We start from the raw sequence: 24,022 nt of genomic DNA, 5'->3' as shown, positions 1-24,022 counted from the left end.
CGGACCGCTGCTCGGGCACGACGGCCCAGGGGTCGTACCGCCACGGCCCGGGCTCCGGCCCCGTGAGGGGCGCGGGGAACTGCGCGACCGGCCACGACGCATCCGCAGCCGACGCTCCCGGGGAGGTGCTTCGGCTGCAGGCCGTGGGGGGCTGGTCGCGCGGTTCCTCGCGCTCCTCATGGGGCGCGGCCGTCGGCTGGGTCGGGATCGTGGGGCGGGGGTACGCGGCGTCGAGGGCGCCCTTCGTGGTGCGCGGCGCAGCCGATTCCGCCTGGTCCATCGTGATTCCCCCACCGTCCCGCCCTCAGGGCCCGCCGTCCGGGGAGGATTCTTCCAGGTCCCGGAGGGCCCGCGGACCGGGCCCGGGGGCGATGGCGGGAATCAGTGGGTGGCGTGCACGGGGAGCGAGGCGCGTGCCAGCGGCGGGAGGACCGGGGCGCCGGACGGACGCAGCAGGGCCGTGTTGAAGGCCGACTGCGGTGCCGCATAGGGGTCGTTGTCCGCGAAGCGGCCCGGCGCCATGTCCGGCGTCATGTTCAGCGAGGTCGTCGTCACGCCCGGGTCGCCCGCGCGGGCCCGTACCGGGTCGGCCGGGGTCTCCAACGGCTGGGCGCCGACCAGTGCGAGGGCCGCCAGCGACACCGCTCCGGCCGCCGCGAACGCGAAGCGGCGGCGGGTGCCGCCGGCGCGCTCGACCTCGTGGATCCGGAAGCCGCTGTCACGGGGCTGTGGGGCGACGGCCGGGAGGAGGGTGAACGTCGACCCGGCGAGAGCGCCGAAGCCGGCGGCTTTTCCCTGGCCGCCGGCGCCCCGGTCGGAGTCTCCGCCCTCGCTGCCCGGCAGGCCCTGCAGCCGGGCGAGCAGGCCTGCGGAGAGCGGTGGAGGCGCCGCCTCCGCGAAGACGCTCTTGAGCCGTCGCTGCGCGTCGGCCTCCGCTTTGCAGGTGCGGCAGGTCGCGAGGTGCGCGAGCACCCGCTCCCGGGACTCGTGCCCCAACTCCCCGTCGACCAGTGCCGCGAGACGGTCGCCGAGGTGGTGCTCGGCGGGGGACTGACCGCCTGAACCGGTCACGCGATCCCGACCTCCCCACTCAGCTGGACTCCGGGGGCCACCCCCGCCGGCTCACGCCGCTCGGCCCGGGCGGCGGGCGACCGGTGCTGAAGCGCCTTGCGCAGGTGGGAGCGGCCGCGGTGGATACGGCTGCGCACGGTGCCGAGCTTCACGCCGAGCGTCGCGGCGATCTCCTCGTAGGACAGGCCCTCGATGTCGCAGAGCACGACCGCCGCCCGGAACTCCGGGGCGAGGGTGTCCAGCGCCTGCTGGACGTCCGCGTCGAAGTGCGTGTCGTTGAAGTGCTGCTGGGGCGACGGCTCCCGGCTGGGGAGCCGCTCCGCCGCGTCCTCGCCGAGCGCATCGAAGCGGATGCGCTGCCGGCGGCGCACCATGTCGAGGAAGAGGTTGGTGGTGATGCGGTGCAGCCACCCCTCGAACGTCCCCGGCGTGTACGTCGACAGCGAGCGGAAGACACGGACGAAGACCTCCTGCGTGAGGTCCTCGGCATCGTGCTGATTGCCCGTGAGGCGATAGGCGAGGCGGTAGACCCGTGCGCTGTGCGTGCTGACGATCTCCTCCCAGCTGGGAGGAGTCCACGCCTGCGCATCCGCATCGGCGGTGAACGTTGCGGTGGCTGCGGTGGGAGAACTGTCAGCGGTGTAGGTCACGGATTTCGGCTCGGCGGCGGACCTGCGGAAGCGCCTCAGCACTCCCCGGCGGTCTCCGCCCGCAGCCGCACCTCCCCTGTCGGCTCTGGTGGTGTCCAGTGGAGCCCCTACCATATCCACCTCGCCCGTTAGCTCCGGATAAGCTTTTTTGACCCGGTTTTTGGCCTTGACCTGGAGTGATCCCCTCGTCACCGGACCATGCCGGCCGGCGCCGGGATCCGGCCACCGCCTTCCACCTCTCCCAACGCCCGGTCCCATCTGCGGGTTCCCGTGGGCAGCGGATACAGTCACGGGTGCGTCGACCACGGGGACAGGAGAGGGCCATTACCGGCAACCGGCAGACGAGCTGGGCGTTCGCCGATGCGTTCGTAGCCGAGGACGAGGCAACGCGCTGGGCCCGGGACCGGGCCCGGGAGGCGGGCCTCCGCTCGGTGTCGTCCGGCACCGGGGCTGCGCTGCGCCTGCTCGCCGGTGCGGCGGACGCCAAGGCCGTCGCCGAGATCGGCACCGGCACCGGGGTGTCCGGTATCCATCTGCTGCACGGCATGCGGCCGGACGGCGTGCTGACCACCGTGGACAGCGACCCGGAATGCCAGCAGTTCGCCCGTCAGGCGTTCCGCGCGGCCGGCTTCGCCGGCAACCGGGCGCGGTTCATCCCCGGCCGCGCCCTGGAGGTGCTGCCGCGGCTCGCAGACGGCGGGTACGACCTGGTCTTCTGCGACGGCGACCGGATGGAGTGCCTGGACTATCTAGCGGAATCGTTGCGCCTGCTGCGCCCCGGCGGACTCGTCTGCTTCGAGGGCGTCTTCGCGGACGGCCGCACGGTCGACTCGACCGTGGCGCCTCCGGCGGAGGTGCAGCGGGTGCGGGAACTGCTGCGGGCGGTACGGGAGTCGACGGTGCTGATGCCGTCGCTCCTCCCGGTGGGGGACGGGCTCCTCTGCGCCGTCCGGCGCGGGTAGCGCCCCTTACGGGGCGCCCCGGAAAACACCCCCGGAAAACACCACTGCCCCGCGCCGGAGGCGACAGGGCAGTGGTGGGGGATTGTGGGCCGTCGTCAGACGGTGACCTTCTCCAGGGCCTCGCCGAGAGCCTTGGCCTCGTCAGGGGTCAGCTCGACGACGAGACGACCGCCGCCTTCGAGCGGAACCCGCATGACGATGCCCCGCCCCTCCTTGGTCACCTCGAGCGGGCCATCGCCCGTCCGCGGCTTCATGGCCGCCATGCTCGTTCCCCTTCCTGAAACCAGCTCGTCGCAGCCGACAACCCAGGTGTCACCGGCATCGAACACATTGCTTCCAGGCCATTATCCCGCATCGCGCGACCCAATGACCAACATCGGTCCGCATCCCTTCGGCAACACCCTCCCGCAAAACCACTCAATTCGGGGATCGGGCCATCCCCCTGACCCCGGGCTGCGCCCGTACACAGAGCCGATTCTTTGACGCAGGTCACATATCGGCTGCGGATGATCTCCGGCATGCTGAGCCCCGCAGACGCAGCAGCCGAGAGGGAGGGATCCGCACCATGGCCGACGCCGTGCTCTACGAGGTGGCCGACGGGCTCGCGACGATCACACTGAATCGCCCCGACGCCATGAACGCGCTCAACACCGAGACCAAGTGCGGTCTTCGGGACAGCCTGCAGCAGGCCGCGGCGGACCCCGCCGTACGGGCCGTGCTGCTGACCGCCACCGGACGGGCGTTCTGCGTGGGCCAGGACCTCAAGGAACACATCGGCGCACTGGCCGCCGACCGCGAGCACGGCACGGCGACGGCCATGACGACCGTCGCGGAGCACTACAACCCGATCGTCTCGGCCATCGTGCAGATGCCGAAGCCGGTCGTGGCGGGGGTCAACGGCGTGGCCGCCGGCGCGGGCGCGGGCTTCGCGTTCGCGGCCGACTACCGGGTCGTCGCGGACACCGCGTCCTTCACGACCTCCTTCGCCGGGGTGGCCCTCACCGCCGACTCCGGGGTCTCCTGGACGCTGCCCCGCCTGATCGGCCACAGCCGCGCCTCGGACCTGCTGCTCTTCCCGCGCACGGTGAGCGCGGACGAGGCCCGCGAACTGGGCATCGCGAACCGGGTCGTCCCGGCGGCGGAACTGGCCGCCGAGGCGGAGGCCGTGGCCCGGCGGCTCGCCGGGGGGCCGACGGTCGCCTACGCGGCGATCAAGGAGTCGCTCGCGTACGGGGCCGGGGCCTCGCTGGGCGAGGCGCTGGCGAAGGAGGACGAACTCCAGACGCGGGCCGCGCGGTCGGAGGACCACCACATCGCGGTGGAGGCGTTCGTGAAGAAGGAGCGTCCCCGCTTCCTGGGCCGCTGAACCGGGGGCCCCGTCAGGGGGCGCGGGGAACTGCGCGATCAGCCACCGACGGCCTGCAGCCGACGCACTGCCCCGGGGCTGCAGTCGTCTGCGGGCGCGTCGTGGCTTGTCGCGCAGTTCCCCGCGCCCCCTGACGGGGCGCTACGCGCCGCGCGCAGCGCACCCGGCCAAGTGGTCGTTCACCAGCCCGCATGCCTGCATGAGGGCGTACGCCGTCGTCGGGCCCACGAAGCGGAAGCCCCGCTTCTTGAGGTCCTTGGCCAGGGCCGTCGACTCCGGTGTCACCGCCGGGACGTCCGCGCTCGTGCGCGGGGCGGCCCGGCGGCCCGAGGGTGCGTACGACCACACCAGGGCGTCCAGCTCGCCCTCCCCCAGCTGCGCGGCGACCCGCGCGTTGCCGACCGCAGCCGCGATCTTGGCGCGGTTGCGGATGATGCCGGGGTCGGCGAGCAGCCGCGCCTGGTCCTCCTCCGTGAAGGCCGCCACCTTCTCGACGGAGAAGCCCGCGAAGGCCGCGCGGAAGCCCTCCCGGCGGCGCAGGATCGTCAGCCACGACAGCCCGGACTGGAAGGCCTCCAGGCATATCCGCTCGAACAGGGCGTCGTCGCCGTGGACCGGGTGGCCCCACTCGGTGTCGTGGTACGCGCGGTAGTCCGCCATGGACTCCGCCTCCAGGCCCCACGGGCAGCGCCGCAGCCCGTCCGGCCCGACGACCGTTCCGGGTCCGCTCACGACCGTCCCTCCTCCTCGCCGGACGGCGCCCGGCGCTCGCGCTCGATGGCCGCGGCCTGGGCTCCCGCCAGCGCCGCCTCCAGCTCGGCGATGCGCGCGTCCCGCTCGGCGAGCTCGGCGCCGAGCCGGTCGAGCGCATCGTCGGTCTCGGTCATGCGGTAGCCCCGCAGGGCCACCGGCAGGCGCAGCGCCTCGACGTCCGCCCTGCCCAGCGGCCGCTGGGCGGGGAACGGCCGGAAGGCGGCGTCGGGCCCGGACTCGGGCAGCGCTCCGGCCCCGCCTCCCCCGGCGACGGCGAGGGTGACCGCGGCGACCACCACGACCAGCGCGATGAGCAGGAACCAGAACACGAACGTCTCCCCGTAGTCCTCCGTCAGCCGAACCGTCCACCCCGATCGTGCCATGCCGCACTGACAGTTAAGGTCGCTGCCTGACCACGGAGAGGGAGTAAGACACGATGCTGCGGCTGGGACGACGCGAGTTCGGTGAGCACGAACCGGTGATCATGGCGATCGTCAACCGGACCCCGGACTCCTTCTACGACCAGGGCGCCACCTTCCGCGACGAGCCCGCGCTGGCCCGCGTCGAGCAGGCCGTCGCGGAGGGCGCGGCCATCGTGGACATCGGCGGGGTCAAGGCCGGTCCCGGCGAGGAGGTCACCGCCGAGGAGGAGGCGCGCCGCACGGTCGGCTTCGTGGCGGAGGTCCGCCGGCGCCACCCCGACGTGGTCATCAGCGTGGACACCTGGCGGCACGAGGTGGGCGAGGCGGTCTGCGAGGCGGGCGCCGATCTGCTCAACGACGCGTGGGGCGGCGTGGACCCGAAGCTGGCCGAGGTCGCGGCCCGGTACGGGGCGGGCCTGGTGTGCACGCACGCGGGCGGCGTCCAGCCGCGCACCCGGCCGCACCGGGTGGTCTACGACGACGTGATGCAGGACATCCTCGACGTCACGCTCGGCCTGGCCGAGCGCGCCGTCGGGCTGGGCGTGCGGCGCGACGGCATCCTGATCGACCCCGGGCACGACTTCGGGAAGAACACCCGGCACTCGCTGGAGGCGACCCGCCGGCTGGGCGAGATGGCGGAGACGGGCTGGCCGGTGCTGGTCTCGCTGTCCAACAAGGACTTCGTCGGCGAGACGCTCGACAAGCCGGTCAAGGAGCGGCTGCTGGGGACGCTCGCCACGACGGCCGTGTCGGCGTGGCTGGGGGCGCAGGTGTACCGGGTGCACGAAGTCGCCGAGACGAAGCAGGTGGTGGACATGGTGGCCACCATTGCCGGGCACCGGGCACCTGCGGTGGCCCGGCGCGGGCTGGCCTGACAGGCGCGGCGCGCAGGCGCCTTACGTCCCCGCCTCCTTCGTCACCACCTCGATCGTCTCGTCCACGTCGTCCGTGATGTGGAACAGCTGCAGGTCGGCCTCGCCCGCCTTGCCCTGGGCGATGAGGGTGTCCCGCATCCAGTCGACCAGGCCCTGCCAGTACGCGGTGCCGAACAGGACGATCGGGAAGCGCGTGACCTTCTTGGTCTGGACGAGGGTGAGCGCCTCGAAGAGCTCGTCCAGCGTGCCCAGTCCGCCGGGCAGGACGACGAAGCCGCTCGCGTACTTCACGAACATCGTCTTCCGGACGAAGAAGTAGCGGAAGTCGACGCCCAGGTTCACGTACGGGTTGATGCCCTGCTCGAAGGGCAGCTCGATGCCCAGGCCCACGGAGACGCCGCCCGCCTCCATGGCGCCCTTGTTCGCCGCCTCCATGGCGCCGGGGCCGCCGCCCGTGATGACGGCGAAGCCGGCCTCGACCAGGCCGCGGCCGATGGCCACCCCGGCCTTGTACTCCGGGGTACCGCGCCGGGTGCGGGCGGAGCCGAAGACGCTGATGGCGGGGGGCAGTTCGGCGAGGGCGCCGAAGCCCTCGACGAACTCGGACTGGATGCGCAGCACCCGGAAGGGATCCTCGTGCACCCAGTCCGCGGTCCCGCGGGTGTCCAGCAAATGCTGGTCGGTGGTGCCCGCCTGCATCTGGCCGTGGCGTCTGACGACCGGCCCCCGGCGCTGTTCCCGCTGTGCGCGCGTCCCTTCGGGGTTGACCATGCGTACGCTCCCTCCGCTGTGGATCGTTGCTGTTCAGCGTAGGCCCACCCGGGATGTTTCAGCCGGGATGTCTCAGGAGGTGAGCCAGCGGCGCAGCCGCTCCTCGCAGTGATGGATCTTCTCGACGGCCACGTGCTCGTCGCGCTTGTGCGCGTACAACGCGTCACCGGGACCGTAGTTGACGGCGGGCACGCCGAGCGCGCTGAAGCGGGAGACGTCCGTCCAGCCGAACTTGGGCTGTGCGGTGCCGCCCACGGCCTCCATGAAGGCCACGGCGGCCGGGTGGGAGAGCCCGGGCAGGGCGCCGGGCGAGTGGTCGTCGACGACGAACTCCGTGATGCCGCAGTCCGCGAAGACCTCGCGGACGTGGGCGAGGGCGTCCTCCGGGGAGCGGTCGGGGGCGTAGCGGAAGTTCACCGTCACGGTGCAGGCGTCGGGGATGACGTTGCCCGCGACGCCGCCCTCGATGCGGACGGCGTTGAGGCCCTCGTGGTACTCCAGCCCGTCGATGACGGGTCGTCGGGGCTCGTACGCGGCCAGCCGGGCGAGGATCGGGGCGGCGGCGTGGATGGCGTTGGAGCCCATCCAGCTGCGGGCGGAGTGGGCGCGCTCGCCGGCGGTCCGCAGCAGCACCCGCAAGGTGCCCTGGCAGCCGCCCTCGACCTGGGCGTCGGAGGGCTCCAGCAGCACGGCGAAGTCGGCGGCCAGCCACTCCGGATGGGCGTCGGCGAGGTGGCCGAGGCCGTTGAGGTGGGCGGCGACCTCCTCGTTGTCGTAGAAGACGAACGTGAGGTCGCGGTGGGGCTCGGGGACGGTCGCGGCGACGCGCAGCTGCACGGCGACGCCGGACTTCATGTCGCTGGTGCCGCAGCCCCAGAGCACGCCGTTCTCGTCTAGGCGCGAGGGCACATTGTCCGCAATGGGAACAGTGTCGATGTGCCCGGCGAGGACGACGCGTTCGGCGCGGCCCAGCTCGGTGCGGGCCACGACGTTGTTGCCGTAGCGGTGGACCGTCAGGTGCGGCAGGGCCCGCAGCGCGGTCTCGATGGCATCGGCCAGTTCTTTCTCCGTACCGCTCTCCGAACGGATGTCGACCAGCCGGGCGGTGAGGGCGGCTGCGTCGAGGGACAGGTCGAGTGCCATGGGGTCCATGACCTGGAGCCTAACCGGCGGTACGGCCGGGCGGGAACGCTACGGCCCGGCGCGGAGGGCAGGGACGGATGTTGCCAGGACTCTCAAGTAACGTGGGCGCATGCCCCGGATCTCCACCGCCCGTCGTGGCCGATTGCTGCGGACCGTAGCCGCCTGTGCCGTGTTGCTGGCACTGATCGGCTACGGCATCGCCCAGCTGGTGACGGGCGGCCCGGGAGCCCCGCGGTGCACCGCGCGCGCCCAGGGGCAGTCGTACGCCCTCTCGCCCGAGCAGGCGGTGAACGCGGCGACGATCTCGGCCGTGGGGACCTCGCGCGGGCTGCCCGAGCGGGCCGTGACCATCGCGCTGGCCACGGCGATGCAGGAGTCGGGGCTGCGCAACATCCACCACGGGGACCGCGATTCGCTGGGCCTGTTCCAGCAGCGGCCGACGCAGGGCTGGGGCACCGCGGCGCAGATCACCGACCCGGTCTACTCGGCGGGGAAGTTCTACGACCACCTGGTGCAGGTGCCGGGCTACTCGCGGCTGCCGCTGACGGTGGCCGCGCAGAAGGTGCAGCGCAGCGGCTTCCCGCAGGCGTACGCCAAACACGAGCCGGACGCCTCGCTGCTGGCGTCGGCGCTCACGGGCCGCCAGACGGCCGCGTTCAGCTGCACGCCCAGCCCCGGGGACGGCAAGGCGGGCGACGCGTCGGCGGTGAGCTCCAAGCTGGAGCGCGAGTTCGGCCCGTCGGTGCAGCCGGTGATGTCGAGCGGGACGGGCACGGTGACGGTGCCCGTGCAGCCGTCGCCGCAGGCTCCGGAGGAGGGGACGCAGCGGCGCGGCTGGGCGCTGGCGTCCTGGGCGGTGGCCCACGCGGCCGAACTGCGCATCGCGCGCGTGTCCTTCGACGGCCGGGTGTGGACCGCCGAGGACGCGAAGGACGGCTGGCAGAAGTCGAAGGACAAGAAGGACGCCGGTTCCGCTCCGACGGTTCGCATCACCACCGTTCAGTAGTGCGACGGGCCACCCCCGGGACGTACGCCCCGCGTACCGTAATTGCCGCCCGGCAAGCCCTCCGCACACATTCCCGAAGAACCCCCAACTTCCTTGCGATGAACGGCTTGTAGCGCTTTTACGCACCCACTCGGCAGGTCCGGTTTGACGGGTTTCCTGTAGAGCCGATAATGCGACGCATTGCCAACTCTTTACCTTGGTTCACCGCAACCTTCAAGGGACTCACGCGGTAGTCACTGCGTCCGCTCGCCGGACAGCAATCGACCTCTCACTCCGTCACAAGGAGAAACATGTCCCTCCCCCTCACGCGTCGGATCGCCCAGGTCGCCCTGTTCGTCGCAGCGGGCGCCGGTACCGTCCTCGGCGCCTCCGGTGCCGCGAACGCCGCGGACCTGGCGCAGACCCCCGACCTGGCCAGCGGGCTGAGCGCGGCGGACACCTCGCACGCGGTCAACACCGTTTCCGGGGCCACCCAGAAGGCCGGAGGCGTGGCGACCGGGGTCGGCAACAAGGCTGTCGAGACGACCAAGCACGTGGTCGGGCAGACCGGCAGCGAGACCGCGCCGAAGCTCCAGTCGGCCGGGCAGCAGGTGCTGGGCTCCGCCAGCGGTGCCGTCGGCCAGACCGCGGGGCACCTGCCCACCGGGCAGCTGCCGATCGGCGGCTGACGCCGTTCCCCACACGGAACGCGCAGGGGCCCGGGAGAGCGACTCGCTCTCCCGGGCCCCTTTCGCATCACGGGTGCCGGGCCTACGCCAGGCGACGGACCGCCGCCTCCACCCGTTCGTCGGTCGCGGTGAACGCAATCCGTACGAACCGCTCGCCCGCGGCACCGTAGAACTCGCCCGGCGCGACGAGGATGCCGCGCTTCGACAGATCGGCGACCGTGTCCCAGCAGGGCTCGTCCCGGGTGGCCCACAGGTACAGCGAGGCCTCGCTGTGCTCGATCCGGAAGCCCGCGGCCTCGAACGCGGCGCGCAGCTTCGCCCGGCGGCGGGCGTAGCGCTCGCGCTGCTCCGCGACGTGCGCGGAGTCGCCGAGGGCGGCGACGGTGGCCGCCTGGACGGGCGCGGCCACCATCATCCCGCCGTGCTTGCGGATCTGCAGCAGCTCGCCGAGCACCGCGGCGTCACCGGCCAGGAACGCGGCGCGGTAGCCGGCCAGGTTGGAGCGCTTGGAGAGCGAGTGGACGGCGACGATGCCCTCGTACGAACCGCCGCAGACGTCCGGGTGCAGCACGGAGACCGGGTCGGCCTCCCAGCCCAGCTCCAGGTAGCACTCGTCGCTGAAGACCAGCACCCCGTGCTCACGGGCCCAGGCGACCGTGCGGCGCAGCTCGTCCACGGACAGGACACGGCCGGTGGGGTTGGACGGCGAGTTCAGCCAGAGCAGCTTCAGGCCCGTGGGGTCGAGCTCTGTCGGGTCGTCGTAGACGACGGGCTCGGCGCCGGCCAGCCGGGCGCCCACCTCGTAGGTCGGGTAGGCGAGGCGCGGGTAGGCGACCTTGTCGCCCGCGGTGAGGCCGAGCTGGGTCGGCAGCCAGGCCACCAGCTCCTTGGAGCCGACGATCGGGAGCACGTTCGCGTGGGCGATGCCCCGGGCGCCGAGGCGGCTCTCCGCCCAGCCGGTCAGGGCGTCGCGCAGCGCGGGCGTGCCCCACACCGTGGGGTAGCCGGGGCTGTCCGCGGCGTCGGTCAGCGCCCGCTGGACGATCGCCGGGACCGGGTCGACGGGGGTGCCCACCGACAGGTCGACGATGCCGTCCGGGTGGGCGGCCGCCGTGGCCTTGTACGGCTCGAGCCGGTCCCAGGGGAAGACGGGGAGACGGGAGGAGACTGCGCCCACGTGATCGCTCGCTCTCTTGTGCTGGCTCTTGTGCTGGGGTGGTCCGTCCGGGGTGCGGCACGTAGCACCGCGGCCCCGCACGGCGGAAGGCCGTACGGGGCCGCGGGCGGCTGCCGTCAGTGCTGCGGGTTGATGTCCGCCGGCAGCGCGGCGATGAAGGGGTGGTCCCGCTCGATCAGGCCGAGCTTGGAGGCTCCACCGGGCGAACCGAGCTCGTCGAAGAACTCGACGTTCGCCTTGTAGTAGTCCTTCCACTCCTCCGGGGTGTCGTCCTCGTAGAAGATCGCCTCGACCGGGCAGACCGGCTCACAGGCACCGCAGTCGACACATTCGTCCGGGTGGATGTACAAGGACCGGGAGCCCTCGTAGATGCAGTCGACGGGGCACTCCTCGATGCACGCCTTGTCCTTCACGTCGACACAAGGCTGCGCGATGACGTAGGTCACGCTGTCGTTCCTCCTCGGTAGGGCCAATCTCGCGCGGGAGCGCGGCGTCGTCGATGCCCACACCTAGTATCTCCCTCCCCGGGCACATGACGAACAAGAGGGGCGGGCAGAGCTGTGGAATTCACCACGGGCGGAAGACTGGAAGTCCGGATCACCGCGGCAGATGTGGGAAAAAGGGTCTCCGTGCGGCGACTGAACGACTCCGTCCGGTCCCCGGAACGGTTCACCGACACCGTCGGAGAGCTCGTCTCCTGGGAAGGCGGTGTGCTGCGGATCACTCGCAGGACTGGGGAAACCATTGAAATTCCCGAGCGGGCGCTCGTCGCGGGCAAGGTGGTGCCCGCCGCTCCGCCCCGCCGCCGGGGCCCGGCGGCCACGGTGCGCGAGCTGCAGGAGACCGCGGCGCGCGGCTGGCCCGCGCGGGAGACGGAGCGGCTGGGCGACTGGACCCTGCGGGCCGCGGGCGGCTTCACCGCCCGGGCCAACTCGGCGCTGCCCCTCGGCTCCCCCGGGCTGCCGCTGCCGGAGGCCGTGGACCGGGTCGCGGCCTGGTACCGGGAGCGCGGCCTGCCGGCCCGGTTCCAGATTCCCGCCGGTCAGGCCGAGGCTCTCGACGCCGAGCTGGCCGGGCGCGGCTGGACGGTCGAGCGGGGCGCACGGATCCTGACGGCCGCGCTCGCGCCGGTCGCCGACACCGGTGCCGACACGGGCGCGGTGCTGCTCTCCCGCGAGCCGGATGCGGAGTGGCTGGCCGTGTACGGGCCTGCCGAGGGCGGCGCAGAGGACGCGCGGGCGGTGCTCACCGGCGGGCAGTCGGTGTGGTTCGCGTCAGTGCCCGGCGCGGCCATCGGACGGTGCGTGGTCGACGGCCGGTGGGCCGGGTTCTCCGCGCTGGTGGTGGCCCCCGAGCAGCGTCGGCAGGGGCTGGGCGGGCTGATCATGGCCCGGCTGGCGCAACAGGCCCTGGACGAGGGCGCCTCGGCGGCGTATCTCCAGGTCAGAGCGGACAACGGCGGAGCCGGGGCGCTGTACGACAGGCTCGGTTTCACCACCCACCACGCCTACCACTACCGCCGCGAGCCGCGGCCGTAGTCACGGCCGCACCATGGAGGAGGGAGGCAGCCATGGACGACACCTCCCCCAGCTACCGCTGGGGGGACCCCCATCGCCGGCGGCGGTTCGCCGCGGCGGCCCGGGAGGAACGGCCCGACCTGGCGTTGCTGTGCCTGCTGGTCGAGCAGGAGGCGGCGGCCGGGGAGGAGGGCGGCGCCGAGCGCGCCGTCGACGAGGCGCAGATAGAACTGGACCGCCTCGCCGGGCTGCTGCCCGCGCTGCTGCGCGGGGCGGAGCCGCAGCGCTGGGCGGAGGCGCTCGCGGAGCTGCTGGGCGGGCGGTGCGGCTTCCACGGTGCGCCCGCCGACTACCGGCGCCTGGAGTCCTCGCTGCTGGGCGCGGTGCTGGCGCGGCGGCGCGGCCTGCCGATCCTGCTGTCGGTGGTGTGGATCGAGACGGCCCGCCGGGCCGGGGCGCCGGTGTACGGGGTGGCCCTGCCGGGGCACTTCGTGGTCGGCTTCGGGGACCCGTACGGCCACCACGTTCTGGTCGATCCGTTCGACGGGGGACGGATCCTGTCCGAGGACGACGCGGGGCTGCTGGTCGCCGGGGCGACCGGGGCGCCGCTGTCGCCGTCGATGTTCTCGCCGGCCGAGCCGCTGGACATCGTGCTGCGGGTGCTCAACAACATCCGCGCGTGGGCGGCGGCACGGCCGGAGCGGAGCGACGTTCAGCTGTGGGCGGTGGAGCTGGCGCTCCTCCTGCCCAGTCATCCGGCGCGGTTGCGCTTCGAGCGGGCGGAACTCCTCGTGGAGCGAGGGGATTTCGCGCGGGGCGCGCGCGAGATGGAGGAGTACGCGGAGGTCGTGGCGGTGGCGGACCCGACGGTGGCGGAGTCGGTCCGGCGCCGGGCGCTGGCCGCGCGGGCGATGCTGAACTGACGTCCGTCAGGGGCGCGGGGAACTGCGCGACCAGCCACGACGCGCCCGCAGTTGACGTCCCCGGGGCTTCGCCCCGGACCTCTGGGGTGGTGCGTCGGCTGCAGGCCGGCTGTGGCCGGTCGCGCAGTTCCCCGCGCCCCTTCGGGGCCCTACAGCCACCCCTTGTCCCGCGCAATGCGAACGGCCTCCGCGCGGTTCCGTGCCCCCGTCTTCTGGATGGCCGTGGACAGGTAGTTGCGGACGGTGCCGTTCGACAGGTGCAGCCGCGCGGCGAGTTCCGCGTTGGTCGAGCCGTCGGCCGAGGCCGTGAGGACCGCGCGCTCGCGGTCCGTCAGCGGGTTCGCGCCGTCCGCGAGGGCCGCCGCGGCGAGGGTCGGGTCGATGACCCGTTCCCCGCGCAGCACCCTGCGCAGTGCGTCCGCCAGCCGTGCCGCGGGCGCGTCCTTCACCAGGAAGGCGTCCGCGCCGGACTCCATCGCGCGGCGCAGATAGCCGGGGCGCCCGAAGGTGGTCAGGACGACCACCTTCAGCGCCGGAAGCTCGCGCCGCAGTACCGCGGCCGCCTCCAGGCCCGTCATGCCCGGCATCTCGATGTCCAGCAGGGCGACGTCGACGGGCGTGGCCCTGGCGGCGTCCAGCACCTCGTCGCCCCTGGCCACTTGGACGACCACGTCGATGTCGTCCTCCAGCCCGAGCAGCGCGGCCAGGGCTTCCCTGACCATGGACTGGTCCTCGGCGAGGAGTACGCGGATCTGCTGTGTCACACCGACAGGGTAGGCGGCCGGGGCTCCGCCCTGCGCGAGAGCGGGACGTACGCCCGCAGCCGGAAGCCTCCGTGCGGTGCCGGGTCCGTCTCCATTCGCCCGTCGGCCAGCGCCAGGCGCTCCGTCAGGCCGGTCAGGCCGTTGCCGTACGGGCCGCCGGGGCCGTGCCCGTCGTCGGTGACCGTGAGGCAGAGTTCGTCGCCCTGCTCCGCGACGGTCACCTCGCAGCGGCGGGCCCCGCTGTGCCGCACCACGTTGGTCACCGCCTCCCGCAGCGCCCAGGCCAGGGCGCCCTCCGTGTCGGGCGCGAGGTCCGGGTGGTGGGCGGGCGCCCCGGCGAGGTCGACGGCGATGCCGGCCGCGGCCAGGGCGGTGCGGGCTCCGGCGAGTTCGGCCTCCAGGGTGGGGCGGCGAAATCCGCTCACCGCCTCCCGGACGTCCACCAGGGCCTGCCGGCTGACCCTTTCGATGTCAGCGACCTGTTGCGCGGCCTTCTCGGGGTGCTCCGGGAGCATCCGCCCGGCGAGCTCGCTCTTGAGCGTGATGAGGGAGAGCGAGTGCCCGAGCAGGTCGTGCAGGTCCCGGGCGAGCCGCAGCCGTTCCTCGTTCGCGGCGAGGTGGGCGACGGTCGCCCGTGCCTCGCGCAACTCCCGCATGGTGCGGCCCATCTGCATCACGGCGATCATCGCGGCGCCGCCCAGGAAGGTGGGCAGCACGAGCAGCAGCACCTCGACGGTGGCCGCGTGCTCAAACATGCCGAGCAGGAAGACGGTGAGCGAGACGAACGGGACGGACCGCAGCGACCACTTCAGCGGCAGCATCACGCCGCTGGAGATGGAGACGTACACCAGCAGGACCGTCCACGCCCCGCCCAGCGTCAGCGCCAGGGTCAGCGCGAGGACGTACAGCCCGCCGAGCAGGGCGATCCGCCGGAGTGTGTCGCCCTTGGGCCGCGGGGCGAGGACGAGGTAGAAGTAGCCGGCCACGAAGGCGACCAGGCCGATCCAGCCGAGGTGGACGGCGAGTTGCGTGTGCCTTCCGCTCCTCAGGTCGTCCACTGCGTAGTACAGGTACGACATGTAGAGGAACGTCCAGCAGGCCTTGATCAGCAGATGGCGCCAGTCCTCCGGCGCCTTGCCGACCCGGGCGAAGGGGCTCTCTGCGACCTTTCCCATGGGGTCGTTGTGCTCGTTCATGCTCGCAGTCTCCCCGTCGCCGCCCGGGCCGATAACTGACACTCCGTCAGGACTTGTGCGTGTCCTTGCGGTACAGCCAGGCGGCGGCACCCGCGAAGAGCGCACCGTAGGCGACCATCAGGGCCACGTCCTTCGCGTGCGGGGCGTGGCCCTGCTCGATGGCCTGGCCGAGCGCCGCGTAGGCGTGGGTGGGCACCCACTCCGCTATCTTCTGCACCCAGTGCGGGAAGGTCGCGGTCGGCATCCACAGGCCGCCCAGGATCGACAGGACGAAGTACACGATGAACGTGACGGGACGCACGGCGTCACCGGTGACGAGGTAGCCGATCGCCACGCCCAGCGCGGCGAAGACGATGCTGCCCGCCCAGATGACCCCGGTCAGCGCGAACCACTGCCAGACCCCGTCGAAGCGCACGTTCTTCACGGCAGCGGCGACGATGAACACGACGACGATCGACGGCAGCGACACGACGGCCGCCGAGGCGACCTTCGCCGTCACATAGCCGCGGCCCGGCAGCGCGGTGAGGCGCAGCTGGCGGACCCAGCCCTTCTCGCGCTCCTTGGCTATCCGCTCGCTATTGCCCACCAGGACGGCGGTGATCGCGCCGAAGGAGGCCATGGAGACCATCATCAGCAGCGGGAGCGTCAGGTGGGTGCCCTTGACGAGCTCCTCGGTGCTCGCGCCGCCCGCGATCACCGTGTAGAGGATCGCCGGGTAGGCGACCGAGAAGAACATGAACCTCTTGTTGCGCAGTGTGCGCGTGATTTCGAGCTTGATCAGGGTGTTCATCGGGCTGCCTCTTCGGCGGTCGCGGCTTCGGTGATGGCGATGAAGGCCTGCTCCAGGCCGAGGCCCGCGACCTCGAGGTTGCGGGGGAAGAAGCCGAGCCCGTAGAGCGCGTGCACGGTGGAGTCGGCGTCGTGGGACTGGATGCGGACGGTACGGCCCGATATCTCCAGGTTGGCGAGGAAGGGCAGTTCGCGCAGGGCGGCCTCGTTGATCGGCCCCTCCAGGTCGAAGACGATGCGCCGGGCGCCGGCCTTCGCCTTGATCTCGGCCGCCGAGCCGTCCGCGAGGACCCGGCCGCGGTGCAGCACGATCACGCGGTCGGCGATCGCGTCGGCCTCCTCCAGGTAGTGGGTGGCGAAGAGCACCGCCCGGCCCTCGTTGGCCTGTTCGCGCATCACGGCCCAGAAGGCCTGGCGGGCCGAGACGTCCATGCCGGTCGTCGGCTCGTCGAGCACGATCAGCTCGTTGGCGCCCGCGGTCGCGAGCGCGAAGCGCACGCGCTGCTCCTGGCCGCCGGAGAGCTTGTTGACCATGCGGTCGGCGATCTCCTCGACGCCCGCGTTCTTCATCACGCGGTCGACCGGGTAGGCGCGCGGGTGCAGGTCGCAGGCGAGCTTCACCAGCTCGCGGACCTTCACGTCCTCCATCAGGCCGCCGCTCTGCAGCATCGCGCCGACCTTGCCCTGCGCGATGGCCTGCTGCGGGGTCGTCCCGAAGAGCCGGACCCGGCCCGCGTCGGGATTGCGCAGCCCGAGCAGCAGGTCGAGGGTGGACGACTTGCCCGCGCCGTTGGGGCCGAGCAGGGCGACGGTTTCGCCCGGGTGGAGTTCGAGGTGGAGATCGGCCACGGCCTTGACACTGCCGTAGGACTTGCTGACGTTGTCGAAACTGACCACGGGGGCGCCGCCGGTGCGGCGCCCGTCCCCCGTGAACGTTGCTGTAGTGGTCATGCCGACCATCATCCCCGGCCGCGAGCGGCACCTGCAGTGTCGGTCGTCGTGAACCGGGGATGACAGATGTCATGGGGCCGCGCCCTGGCGCCCCGTAAGGGGCGCGGGGAACTGCGCGCTCAGCCACGACGCACCCGCAGTCGATGCGCCCCGGGGCTTCGCCCCGGACCCACCAAGGTTGTGCTTCAGCTGCGGGCCGTCGGTGGCTGGTCGCGCAGTTCCCCGCGCCCCTTACGGGGCGCTCAGCTCCCGTTGACCGCGATCGTGGCGATGCGGTCGGCCGGCGTCTTGCCGCGCAACGCCTTGCCGAGGGCCCCGGCGACGTCCTGCGGCATGACCGGCTTCTTCGTGCCGTCGCCGCGCTGGATCAGGACGCCGTTGAACGCGCTCCCGTACAGCTCCTTGAGCGCCTCCAGGTCGTAGCTCTCGACGAGCTTGCCGTTGACCTCCTTGACGGAAAGGATCTTCGGCAGCGAGCGGTCCGGACCGAACTGGATCTTGTGCGCCGGGTCCGTCTGCACGGTGACCAGACCGGACATCGCGGGCTCCGCGAAGTCCTTCATCATCCGGTCGACCTCGGCGTTGCTCACCTTCGGCTGCTGGCCGGAGGAACTGGGCAGCGCCACCGGCTTGTCCGGGCCGCCGGCCACCCGGGCCTTGTACGCGTCCGAGATGACCTGCACCGATTTGTCCATGTCCAGGCCCTCGTGCGCCTTGCCGTAGACGGCGACGGCCTTGCCCGGCTCGAACTTGATGGTGCCGTCGCCTGCCGCGCCCGTCTCGCCGGACAGCGCCTTGAGCGCGGAACCGATCTTCTCCTCGTCCGCGATCACGGTGGGCTCGGCCTTGCGGGAGCCGCCGAAGAGCGAGCCGATGACGGTGAGCGGGTTGTAGTCCCGCCCGGACACGGACCGCACGGTGGCCTGGGTGTCGATGGACAGGCCCGCCACGGACGGCTTGAGCTGCGCCGTCCTGCCGCCGACCGTGACCTGGAGCGGAGCGCCGGCCCGGCTGCCCAGGGCGGAGTCGAGCTTCTGCACGGCCGCCTCCTTGGAGGAGCCGCCGATGTCGACGCCGAGCACGGTGGTGCCGTTGGGCACGTCCGCGTGGTCCATCAGCAGGCCGGCGGCGTACGCGACGCCGACCAGGCCGACGATGCCGCCGCCCAGCAGGACGAGCCGCGAGCGGCCGCCGCCCTTCTTCGCGGGCGCGCTCTTCTTCGCCTTCGCCGCGGGCGCGGCCTTCTTGTCCTCGCTCTTGGGCGCGGGCGGGGGCGGCGGGACCTGCGTCTTGGGCTTGGGCACCGACATGCGGGGCGCGCCGCTGTCTATCGGAGGCTTCGGCCCCTGTCCGGCCGCCGGGGGCACGGCGGCGGGCACGCCGCTGACCAGCGTCTCGCTGGACGGAGCCGGAACGCTTCCGCCGCCCTTGCCGCCCTTGGGGCCGCGCTTCTTCTTGGAGGGCGGCGCCTGCGGGGTCAGCGGGGCGCCCTCGCCGGGCACGGCCGCGGGGAACTGCTGCGTGGCACCGGCACCGGATGCGGCGGCCGCCGCGCCCGCCGCCGGGCCGACGCGCTCCCAGGAGCCCTTGCCGCCGGCCGCGGGGGCGGCGGGCGCGGGCACGGTTCCCGTCGTCGAGGAACCGCCGGGCCAGTCGTCGGCCTGACCGACCGGCTGCTGCCACGGCGTCGCACCGGTGGTGGACGGGTCGCCCGGCACGGGCATGGTGCCGGTGGTCGAGGAACCGCCGGGCCAGTCGTCGATCTGGCCGACCGGCTGCTGCCACGGCGTCGCACCGGTCGTCGACGGATCGCCCGGGAAGGGCATGGTGCCCGTCGTGGACGGGTCACCGGGAACGGGCAGGGAACCCGTCGTCGAAGAACCGCCCGGCCAGTCGTCGGCCTGACCGACCGGCTGCTGCCACGGCGTCGCACCCGTCGTCGACGGATCGCCGGCCATGGGGGCGGGGCTGCCGCCCGGCGCAGGCCAGTCGTCGGCGGCCTGGCCGTTCGGCCACGGCGTCGCACCGGTGGTGGACGGGTCACCGGCCATGGGCGCGGCGCCCGTGCCCATGCCCGCACCGGCGGTGCCGTCCGTGGCGGGGCCGCCCACGTACGGGGCGTCGCCCGAGCCCACGGAGCGGCCCGGCGCGCCCTTCTCCCACAGCGAGCCGCTGCTCATGCCGGCGGGCGGGCCGCCGCGCCACGGGGCGGCCGAGCCGGGGGCACCGCGCTTCGGCAGCGGCGGCCTGTCGCCCTGTGCCGCCGCCGGGGCGGCCGGTGTCCGGGGCGCGGGCCGCGGCGCAGGGGCCGGGGCGGGGGCCGGAGCAGGCGCGGGGGCGGCAGGGGCGCCGCCCGCGGACCCCTTGCGGGGCGCGAACCAGTCGCTGGTCCTGTCAGCGGCCTTCTCCGCCGCCGGCTCCGCCGCGGCGGGCGCCTCGGGGGCGGCCGGGGCGGGAACGGCCGGAGCGGCCTTGGCGGCGGGCGCGGCGGGCGGGCCCTCGTCCTCGCCGCCCCCGGCGACGGGGGTGCGCATGACGACGGGCGGGATGGGCCGCGAGCCCGGGATGTTGATACGGATCCGCGTCGTCAGCGTGGTCTCGGTCAGCTTCGGCTCGTCCGGCCCGGCAGCCGCGGCCGCACCGTCCGTGCCGGGGCCGGATGCGGTCCCGTACGGCGGCGTGCCCGAGGGGTAGGCGGTGGCTCCGCCTCGACCCTGGGGCGTGGAGGACGAACTGTCAGATTCACGGCTCAAAGCAGGTTCTCCCGGTTACTCTTTGCCGCCCTCGTTGACCTCGCTCGGGGTCACCCATCGCCGGAGGCCAGGGGGAGGCTCGGCGGCGCGCACCACCATACTGGGCACCACGGGCGCGTATTTGACGACCGCCGGATCAGGCCACGGACCGGGCGAGCGGCAATCGCACCGTCGTCAGGCCGAAATGGTCACGTCACTTGCCAAGTCGGGCCGCAGGCCCGCCCGGTTGCGGCAGTCTCGGGAGCGTGGCGCACATCACAGCCACGATCATCCCGCCCAGCAGGAAAACGTAGGAGCCGATTCCCGCCCCGAACAGGAAGTCGCCTTCCGGCCGGGTGGTCGAGAGCATCAGCACGGCGACGAGCCAGCCGGCGCCGGGTGCGGCCCCGCCGACCCGGGTGCCGGTGGCCGTCAGGCCGCCGTAGCAGAGTCCCGCGATACCGAGCAGGGCGAGCAGCAACCCTGCGGGGAACCAGCCGCCTTGGACGAGCGACCCGGCGACGCCGACGGCGAATCCGAGGACCGCCAACAGGACATACGCCGCGAGGCGCCCGAAACTGGGCGGAGTGACAAGGCCGTTCATGCGTCCACTCCTGCGAAGAGGTCGTGCTCCCGGCCGCCCTCGACGCCGGGTCTGCCCTTGACGAGCCGGTAGTACTCGCACGGGAAGAGCGGCTGGCCCAGGTCGTTCGAGAGGGCGAAGAAGGGGCCGTCCACGGCGATCTGCGTGGCATGGGCCCGCATCGCGGCCGACTTGGCGGGCGCGTACGCAGCGGTGTCGATTTCGGCGGAGACCTCCGCATCCGGCAGCACACCGGGCACATCGGACGCGGTGGCGATGCCGGGGAAGAGGTTCTCCGTGCCCAGGGCCCGCAGCCGGGCGAAGCCCTCCTCGACGACGGAGAGCGGAACGCAGTTCCAGTAGACCTTGGCGATCGCGTGCGGCTCGCCGAGGTCGCGGCGGAAGTCCGGCTCGGCCGCCAGCTCGGCGGCGCGCATGGCGACGCGGTGGGCCTGGATGTGGTCGGGGTGGCCGTAGCCGCCGTCCGGGTCGTAGGTGACGAGCACTTGCGGCCGCACCTCGCGAATCACCTCAACGAGGGATGCGGCGGCCTCGTCCACGTCGGCCCGCCAGAAGCACCCGGGGTGCTCGTTCTGCGCGGAGGCCATCATCCCGGAGTCGCGGTAGCGCCCGGGGCCGCCGAGGAGGCGGTGGTCGGTGACGCCCAGCTCCTTCATCGCGGCGGCGAGTTCGCCCTGCCGGTGGGCGCCGAGGGTGTCGTCCCGGTCCGCGGCGAGGTGCGCCAGGTCCGGCGGGATCACCTCGCCCTCCTCGCCGAGCGTGCAGGTCACCAGGGTGACGTGGGCGCCCTCGGCGGCGTACTTGGCCATGGTCGCGCCGTTGTTGATCGATTCGTCGTCCGGGTGCGCGTGCACCAGGAGCAGCCGGCGGCCGGGAAGGTCGGTCATGGCTCCAGACTACGAGCCGCGGCGGCCCGCCGGGGAGCGGGCCCGTACACCGCGGGTCACAACTTGAAGCTGCTGATCATTCCCGTGATGCTCGTCGTCAGCTGGCGGATGGTCGGCCCGAACGAGGAGCTCGACAGGTAGAAGCCCAGCAGCATGCAGAGCACGGCGTGGCCGGTCTTCAGTCCGGACTTCTGGACCAGCAGGAAGACGACGATCGCCAATAGCACCACCACGGAGATCGAGAGTGCCAAGGCGGTTCACCTCCAGGTACACGCGGTCGGGTCGGACGAAGGCATGCTCGGGCGGGACACGGCGCGGGTGATGCCGAAGACATACCCACGGTGCGCGAGCGATCATAACTTTCCGTGCCCTCGCATGACTCGGTGCACGGAAGCAAACCCGGGGCGCACGGCGAGTTCTCGCCGTTCCGAACGTGCCCGGTGGTACGGGCCGTAGGCTCGCGCACATGACCGGACTGCCCTCGTTCCCCCGTCAGCACGCCCGCACACAACGCTTCTCCCTCGGTGCGCCACGGTCGTTCTCCGTGTCGCCCGACGGCACGCGTGTCGTCTTCCTGCGCTCGCGTTCCGGTACGGACCGGGCGAACGTCCTGTGGGTGCTCGATCCGGAGACGGGCCGGGAGTACCCGGCGGCGGATCCCGCCGTCCTGCTGGGCGGTTCCGCCGAGGAGCTGTCCGCCGAGGAGCGGGCGCGGCGCGAGCGCACCCGCGAGGGGTCGGCGGGGGTCGTGGGGTACGCGGTGGACGACGCCGCGGAGTTGGCCGCCTTCACCCTCTCGGGGCGGCTCTTCGTTGCCGAGCTGCGCAGCGGCACCGCCCGCGAACTGGACGCCCCCGGCCCGGTGATCGACCCGCGGCCCTCCCCCGACGGCCGCCGGGTGGCCTATGTCTCCGGCGGCGCCCTGCGGGTGACGGAGGCGGACGGCAGCGGCGACCGGGCGCTGGCCGAGCCGGACGGTCCCGGAGTCGCCTGGGGGCTCGCCGAGTTCGTCGCGGCCGAGGAGATGCACCGCTTCCGCGGCTTCTGGTGGTCCCCGGAGGGCGATGCCCTGCTGGCCGCCCGCACCGACGACGGGCCCGTGCAGCGCTGGTGGATCGCCGACCCGGCGAACCCGGGCCGCGAGCCCGCCGAGGTCGCCTACCCGGCGGCCGGCACGCCCAACGCCGAGGTGACGCTGTCCCTGCTGCGCCTGGACGGCACCCGGACGGACATTGCGTGGGACCGGGACCGCTACCCCTACCTCGCGCGGGTGCACTGGTCGGCGGATGGCCCGCCGCTGCTGCTCGTCCAGGCGCGGGACCAGCGCTCCCAGGCGTATCTGACGGTGGACCCGGGCACGGGCGGCACACAGGTGCTGCACACGGAAGAGGATCCGAAGTGGCTTGAATTGTTCGTCGGAGTGCCCGCCTGGACCCCCGACGGCGAGCTGGTGCGCATCGCCGACCGGGACGGCGCGCGGGTGCTGCTGGTCGGCGACCGGGCGCTGACCGGGCCGCAGTTGCACGTGCAGTCCGTGCTGGACGTCGCCGCCGACGGCGTGCTCGTCACCGCGTCCGCGGGGCCGGAGGCGGCGGACGACGAGACGGGCGAGATGCACGTGTACCGGGTCGACGAGCGAGTCGACGGGGAGGGCGTGGTGCGGCTCTCGGCGGAGCCGGGCCGGCACTCGGCCGTGCGGTCGGGTGCGGTGACGGTGCTCGTCTCGGTGTCGATGGAACGCCCGGGGACGCAGGTGCGGGTGCTGTGCGACGGCAAGCAGACCGCCGTCGTGCCCTCCTACGCCGAGACGCCGGTGCTCGCCACGCGCGCCCGGCTCACCCGCGCGGGCTCCCGCCGCATTCCGTGCGCGGTCGTGCTGCCCTCCGGTTACCGGGACGGCGACGGGCCGCTGCCGGTGCTGATGGACCCGTACGGCGGTCCGCACGGGCCTCGGGTGGCCGCGGCGCACAACGCCCATCTGACCTCGCAGTGGTTCGCCGACCAGGGCTTCGCCGTGGTGGTCGCCGACGGCCGCGGCACCCCGCACACCTCCCCCGCGTGGGAGAAGGCCGTCCACGAGGACTTCGCGGGCGTCACTCTGGACGACCAGGTCGAGGCGCTGCACGCGCTCGCCGCGGAGTACCCGCTGGACCTGACCAGGGTCGCCATCCGCGGCTGGTCGTACGGCGGTTACCTGGCCGCCCTCGCGGTGCTGCGCCGCCCCGACGTCTTCCACGCGGGCGTCGCGGGCGCCCCGGTCACCGACTGGCGGCTGTACGACACCCACTACACCGAGCGCTATCTGGGGCACCCGGGCGAGCGGCCGGAGGTGTACGCCCGCAACTCCCTCGTCACGGACGGCGGCCTGTCCCAAGTGGCGCAGCAGCACCGGCCGTTGATGATCATTCACGGCCTGGCGGACGACAACGTCGTCGCCGCGCACACCCTGCGACTCTCCTCGGCACTGCTCGCGGCGGGCCGTCCGCACGAGGTGCTGCCGCTGTCCGGGGTGACGCACATGACCCCGCAGGAACAGGTCGCGGAGAACCTGCTGCTGCTCCAAGTCGACTTCATCAAGCGATCTTTGGGCCTGCGGCAGCCGTAGCCCCGTAAGGGGCGCGGGGAACTGCGCGACAAGCCCCCACCGGGCCCGCAGTCGAAGCACCACCCCAGGGGTCCGGGGCGAAGCCCCGACACCCTCGACTGCGGGCGCGTCGTGGCCGATCGCGCAGTTCCCCGCGCCCCTTACGGGGCGCCTACGGCGCGCCGGCGCCGCGTGGCGGAGGTCCGCCGGG

The 24,022-nt window shown here is 72.9% G+C and carries 25 protein-coding genes and 1 pseudogene; 8 read left to right on the top strand and 18 right to left on the bottom strand.

What is annotated here, in order from left to right:
* The 3 genes and pseudogenes from ACWD4B_RS29630 to sigE form a co-directional block, all read right to left on the bottom strand.
* Positions 1 to 280: pseudogene (locus ACWD4B_RS29630) on the bottom strand (hypothetical protein); the annotation flags it as partial.
* 101 nt (positions 281 to 381) lie between these two features.
* A complete protein-coding gene (locus ACWD4B_RS29625) occupies positions 382 to 1,071 on the bottom strand; it encodes a zf-HC2 domain-containing protein (protein ID WP_451423624.1) in 690 nt (229 codons plus the stop codon).
* Complete coding sequence (gene sigE / locus ACWD4B_RS29620) at positions 1,068 to 1,835, bottom strand: RNA polymerase sigma factor SigE (RefSeq protein WP_171087405.1); 768 nt, start codon at positions 1,833 to 1,835, stop codon at positions 1,068 to 1,070. The genes ACWD4B_RS29625 and sigE overlap by 4 nt, the downstream gene beginning before the upstream one ends.
* A 179-nt stretch (positions 1,836 to 2,014) precedes the next feature.
* Here sigE and ACWD4B_RS29615 point away from each other — a divergent pair, with 179 nt between their 5' ends.
* Complete coding sequence (locus tag ACWD4B_RS29615; RefSeq protein ID WP_336414206.1) at positions 2,015 to 2,683, top strand: O-methyltransferase; 669 nt, start codon at positions 2,015 to 2,017, stop codon at positions 2,681 to 2,683.
* Positions 2,684 to 2,778: 95 nt separating this feature from the next.
* On the opposite strand, the gene ACWD4B_RS29610 is transcribed toward ACWD4B_RS29615, so the two are convergent.
* Complete coding sequence (locus ACWD4B_RS29610) at positions 2,779 to 2,946, bottom strand: DUF3117 domain-containing protein (protein WP_003985072.1); 168 nt, start codon at positions 2,944 to 2,946, stop codon at positions 2,779 to 2,781.
* A 302-nt stretch (positions 2,947 to 3,248) separates the two neighbouring features.
* Here ACWD4B_RS29610 and chcB point away from each other — a divergent pair, with 302 nt between their 5' ends.
* Positions 3,249 to 4,049 (top strand): 2-cyclohexenylcarbonyl CoA isomerase, encoded by an 801-nt coding sequence (gene chcB / locus ACWD4B_RS29605; protein ID WP_451423623.1) that lies wholly within the window; start codon positions 3,249 to 3,251, stop codon positions 4,047 to 4,049.
* A gap of 141 nt (positions 4,050 to 4,190) precedes the next feature.
* Here chcB and ACWD4B_RS29600 read toward each other — a convergent pair whose 3' ends face one another.
* Together ACWD4B_RS29600 and ACWD4B_RS29595 are read right to left on the bottom strand one after the other, a co-directional pair.
* A complete protein-coding gene (locus ACWD4B_RS29600) occupies positions 4,191 to 4,781 on the bottom strand; it encodes a DNA-3-methyladenine glycosylase I (protein ID WP_451423622.1) in 591 nt (196 codons plus the stop codon).
* Entirely contained in the window at positions 4,778 to 5,185 is a 408-nt protein-coding gene (locus ACWD4B_RS29595; RefSeq protein WP_336414209.1) for a hypothetical protein, read from the bottom strand. The genes ACWD4B_RS29600 and ACWD4B_RS29595 overlap by 4 nt, the downstream gene beginning before the upstream one ends.
* 53 nt (positions 5,186 to 5,238) lie before the next feature.
* Between ACWD4B_RS29595 and folP the strand changes: the two genes are divergently transcribed.
* Positions 5,239 to 6,099 carry a dihydropteroate synthase gene (gene folP, locus ACWD4B_RS29590; RefSeq protein WP_451423621.1) on the top strand — a complete coding sequence of 287 codons (861 nt, stop codon included), beginning with the start codon at positions 5,239 to 5,241 and terminating at the stop codon, positions 6,097 to 6,099.
* Between the two features lie 21 nt (positions 6,100 to 6,120).
* Here the strand turns inward: folP and ACWD4B_RS29585 are convergent, their stop codons facing one another.
* Positions 6,121 to 6,870 carry an LOG family protein gene (locus ACWD4B_RS29585; protein WP_451423620.1) on the bottom strand — a complete coding sequence of 250 codons (750 nt, stop codon included), beginning with the start codon at positions 6,868 to 6,870 and terminating at the stop codon, positions 6,121 to 6,123.
* Between the two features lie 72 nt (positions 6,871 to 6,942).
* Positions 6,943 to 8,022 (bottom strand): succinyl-diaminopimelate desuccinylase, encoded by a 1,080-nt coding sequence (gene dapE, locus ACWD4B_RS29580; protein ID WP_451423619.1) that lies wholly within the window; start codon positions 8,020 to 8,022, stop codon positions 6,943 to 6,945.
* A gap of 100 nt (positions 8,023 to 8,122) precedes the next feature.
* On the opposite strand from dapE, the gene ACWD4B_RS29575 reads away from it, so the two are divergent.
* Positions 8,123 to 9,019 (top strand): hypothetical protein, encoded by an 897-nt coding sequence (locus ACWD4B_RS29575; RefSeq protein WP_451423618.1) that lies wholly within the window; start codon positions 8,123 to 8,125, stop codon positions 9,017 to 9,019.
* A 290-nt stretch (positions 9,020 to 9,309) separates the two neighbouring features.
* Positions 9,310 to 9,687 (top strand): ATP-binding protein, encoded by a 378-nt coding sequence (locus tag ACWD4B_RS29570; RefSeq protein ID WP_451423617.1) that lies wholly within the window; start codon positions 9,310 to 9,312, stop codon positions 9,685 to 9,687.
* Between the two features lie 82 nt (positions 9,688 to 9,769).
* Here the strand turns inward: ACWD4B_RS29570 and dapC are convergent, their stop codons facing one another.
* Positions 9,770 to 10,864: a succinyldiaminopimelate transaminase gene (gene dapC, locus ACWD4B_RS29565; protein WP_451423616.1), complete on the bottom strand. Its 1,095-nt coding sequence runs from the start codon at positions 10,862 to 10,864 to the stop codon at positions 9,770 to 9,772.
* Positions 10,865 to 10,980: 116 nt separating this feature from the next.
* Positions 10,981 to 11,310 carry a ferredoxin gene (gene fdxA / locus ACWD4B_RS29560; protein ID WP_171087380.1) on the bottom strand — a complete coding sequence of 110 codons (330 nt, stop codon included), beginning with the start codon at positions 11,308 to 11,310 and terminating at the stop codon, positions 10,981 to 10,983.
* 114 nt (positions 11,311 to 11,424) lie between these two features.
* Between fdxA and ACWD4B_RS29555 the strand changes: the two genes are divergently transcribed.
* Both ACWD4B_RS29555 and ACWD4B_RS29550 read left to right on the top strand, forming a co-directional pair.
* Complete coding sequence (locus ACWD4B_RS29555) at positions 11,425 to 12,402, top strand: GNAT family N-acetyltransferase (RefSeq protein WP_451423615.1); 978 nt, start codon at positions 11,425 to 11,427, stop codon at positions 12,400 to 12,402.
* 32 nt (positions 12,403 to 12,434) lie between these two features.
* Positions 12,435 to 13,304 (top strand): transglutaminase-like domain-containing protein, encoded by an 870-nt coding sequence (locus ACWD4B_RS29550; protein WP_451423614.1) that lies wholly within the window; start codon positions 12,435 to 12,437, stop codon positions 13,302 to 13,304.
* Between the two features lie 149 nt (positions 13,305 to 13,453).
* On the opposite strand, the gene ACWD4B_RS29545 is transcribed toward ACWD4B_RS29550, so the two are convergent.
* From ACWD4B_RS29545 to ACWD4B_RS29510, 8 genes are all read right to left on the bottom strand, one after another.
* Positions 13,454 to 14,026, bottom strand: a complete 573-nt coding sequence (locus tag ACWD4B_RS29545) for a response regulator transcription factor (RefSeq protein WP_451423625.1) — start codon at positions 14,024 to 14,026, stop codon at positions 13,454 to 13,456.
* A 38-nt stretch (positions 14,027 to 14,064) separates the two neighbouring features.
* Positions 14,065 to 15,264 carry a sensor histidine kinase gene (locus ACWD4B_RS29540; RefSeq protein ID WP_451423613.1) on the bottom strand — a complete coding sequence of 400 codons (1,200 nt, stop codon included), beginning with the start codon at positions 15,262 to 15,264 and terminating at the stop codon, positions 14,065 to 14,067.
* Positions 15,265 to 15,310: 46 nt separating this feature from the next.
* Positions 15,311 to 16,054 (bottom strand): ABC transporter permease, encoded by a 744-nt coding sequence (locus tag ACWD4B_RS29535; RefSeq protein WP_451423612.1) that lies wholly within the window; start codon positions 16,052 to 16,054, stop codon positions 15,311 to 15,313.
* Positions 16,051 to 17,004: an ABC transporter ATP-binding protein gene (locus ACWD4B_RS29530; protein ID WP_451423611.1), complete on the bottom strand. Its 954-nt coding sequence runs from the start codon at positions 17,002 to 17,004 to the stop codon at positions 16,051 to 16,053. The genes ACWD4B_RS29535 and ACWD4B_RS29530 overlap by 4 nt, the downstream gene beginning before the upstream one ends.
* Before the next feature lie 242 nt (positions 17,005 to 17,246).
* The gene (locus tag ACWD4B_RS29525; RefSeq protein WP_451423610.1) at positions 17,247 to 19,757 is read right to left on the bottom strand and encodes a hypothetical protein; all 2,511 of its coding nucleotides are present in this window, start codon (positions 19,755 to 19,757) and stop codon (positions 17,247 to 17,249) included.
* 193 nt (positions 19,758 to 19,950) lie between these two features.
* Positions 19,951 to 20,340 (bottom strand): DUF6113 family protein, encoded by a 390-nt coding sequence (locus tag ACWD4B_RS29520; protein WP_451423609.1) that lies wholly within the window; start codon positions 20,338 to 20,340, stop codon positions 19,951 to 19,953.
* Positions 20,337 to 21,227, bottom strand: coding sequence for an N-acetyl-1-D-myo-inositol-2-amino-2-deoxy-alpha-D-glucopyranoside deacetylase (gene mshB, locus ACWD4B_RS29515; RefSeq protein WP_451423608.1), 891 nt, complete (start codon positions 21,225 to 21,227; stop codon positions 20,337 to 20,339). Before mshB ends, ACWD4B_RS29520 begins: the two co-directional genes overlap by 4 nt.
* 56 nt (positions 21,228 to 21,283) lie before the next feature.
* Entirely contained in the window at positions 21,284 to 21,478 is a 195-nt protein-coding gene (locus ACWD4B_RS29510; protein WP_171088065.1) for a hypothetical protein, read from the bottom strand.
* A gap of 215 nt (positions 21,479 to 21,693) precedes the next feature.
* Here ACWD4B_RS29510 and ACWD4B_RS29505 point away from each other — a divergent pair, with 215 nt between their 5' ends.
* Positions 21,694 to 23,832 carry an alpha/beta fold hydrolase gene (locus tag ACWD4B_RS29505; protein ID WP_451423607.1) on the top strand — a complete coding sequence of 713 codons (2,139 nt, stop codon included), beginning with the start codon at positions 21,694 to 21,696 and terminating at the stop codon, positions 23,830 to 23,832.
* The last annotated feature ends 190 nt before the right edge of the window (positions 23,833 to 24,022 follow it).

Source organism: Streptomyces sp. NPDC002536 (genome assembly GCF_053594995.1).
Note: the sequence above shows the minus strand (reverse complement) of the source record. Positions and strands in the feature narration are given on the sequence as shown.

Bases quoted from the DNA above. Each gene is read 5' to 3' on its own strand.
- ACWD4B_RS29595 (WP_336414209.1), bottom strand. From the start codon at position 5,185: ATGGCACGATCGGGGTGGACGGTTCGGCTGACGGAGGACTACGGGGAG.
- dapE (WP_451423619.1), bottom strand. From the start codon at position 8,022: ATGGACCCCATGGCACTCGACCTGTCCCTCGACGCAGCCGCCCTCACC.
- chcB (WP_451423623.1), top strand. From the start codon at position 3,249: ATGGCCGACGCCGTGCTCTACGAGGTGGCCGACGGGCTCGCGACGATC.
- ACWD4B_RS29570 (WP_451423617.1), top strand. From the start codon at position 9,310: ATGTCCCTCCCCCTCACGCGTCGGATCGCCCAGGTCGCCCTGTTCGTC.
- ACWD4B_RS29530 (WP_451423611.1), bottom strand. From the start codon at position 17,004: ATGACCACTACAGCAACGTTCACGGGGGACGGGCGCCGCACCGGCGGC.
- ACWD4B_RS29585 (WP_451423620.1), bottom strand. From the start codon at position 6,870: ATGGTCAACCCCGAAGGGACGCGCGCACAGCGGGAACAGCGCCGGGGG.
- ACWD4B_RS29535 (WP_451423612.1), bottom strand. From the start codon at position 16,054: ATGAACACCCTGATCAAGCTCGAAATCACGCGCACACTGCGCAACAAG.
- ACWD4B_RS29550 (WP_451423614.1), top strand. From the start codon at position 12,435: ATGGACGACACCTCCCCCAGCTACCGCTGGGGGGACCCCCATCGCCGG.
- ACWD4B_RS29575 (WP_451423618.1), top strand. From the start codon at position 8,123: ATGCCCCGGATCTCCACCGCCCGTCGTGGCCGATTGCTGCGGACCGTA.
- ACWD4B_RS29610 (WP_003985072.1), bottom strand. From the start codon at position 2,946: ATGGCGGCCATGAAGCCGCGGACGGGCGATGGCCCGCTCGAGGTGACC.
- mshB (WP_451423608.1), bottom strand. From the start codon at position 21,227: ATGACCGACCTTCCCGGCCGCCGGCTGCTCCTGGTGCACGCGCACCCG.
- ACWD4B_RS29545 (WP_451423625.1), bottom strand. From the start codon at position 14,026: ATGGTCAGGGAAGCCCTGGCCGCGCTGCTCGGGCTGGAGGACGACATC.
- sigE (WP_171087405.1), bottom strand. From the start codon at position 1,835: ATGGTAGGGGCTCCACTGGACACCACCAGAGCCGACAGGGGAGGTGCG.
- folP (WP_451423621.1), top strand. From the start codon at position 5,239: ATGCTGCGGCTGGGACGACGCGAGTTCGGTGAGCACGAACCGGTGATC.
- ACWD4B_RS29505 (WP_451423607.1), top strand. From the start codon at position 21,694: ATGACCGGACTGCCCTCGTTCCCCCGTCAGCACGCCCGCACACAACGC.
- ACWD4B_RS29540 (WP_451423613.1), bottom strand. From the start codon at position 15,264: ATGAACGAGCACAACGACCCCATGGGAAAGGTCGCAGAGAGCCCCTTC.
- ACWD4B_RS29520 (WP_451423609.1), bottom strand. From the start codon at position 20,340: ATGAACGGCCTTGTCACTCCGCCCAGTTTCGGGCGCCTCGCGGCGTAT.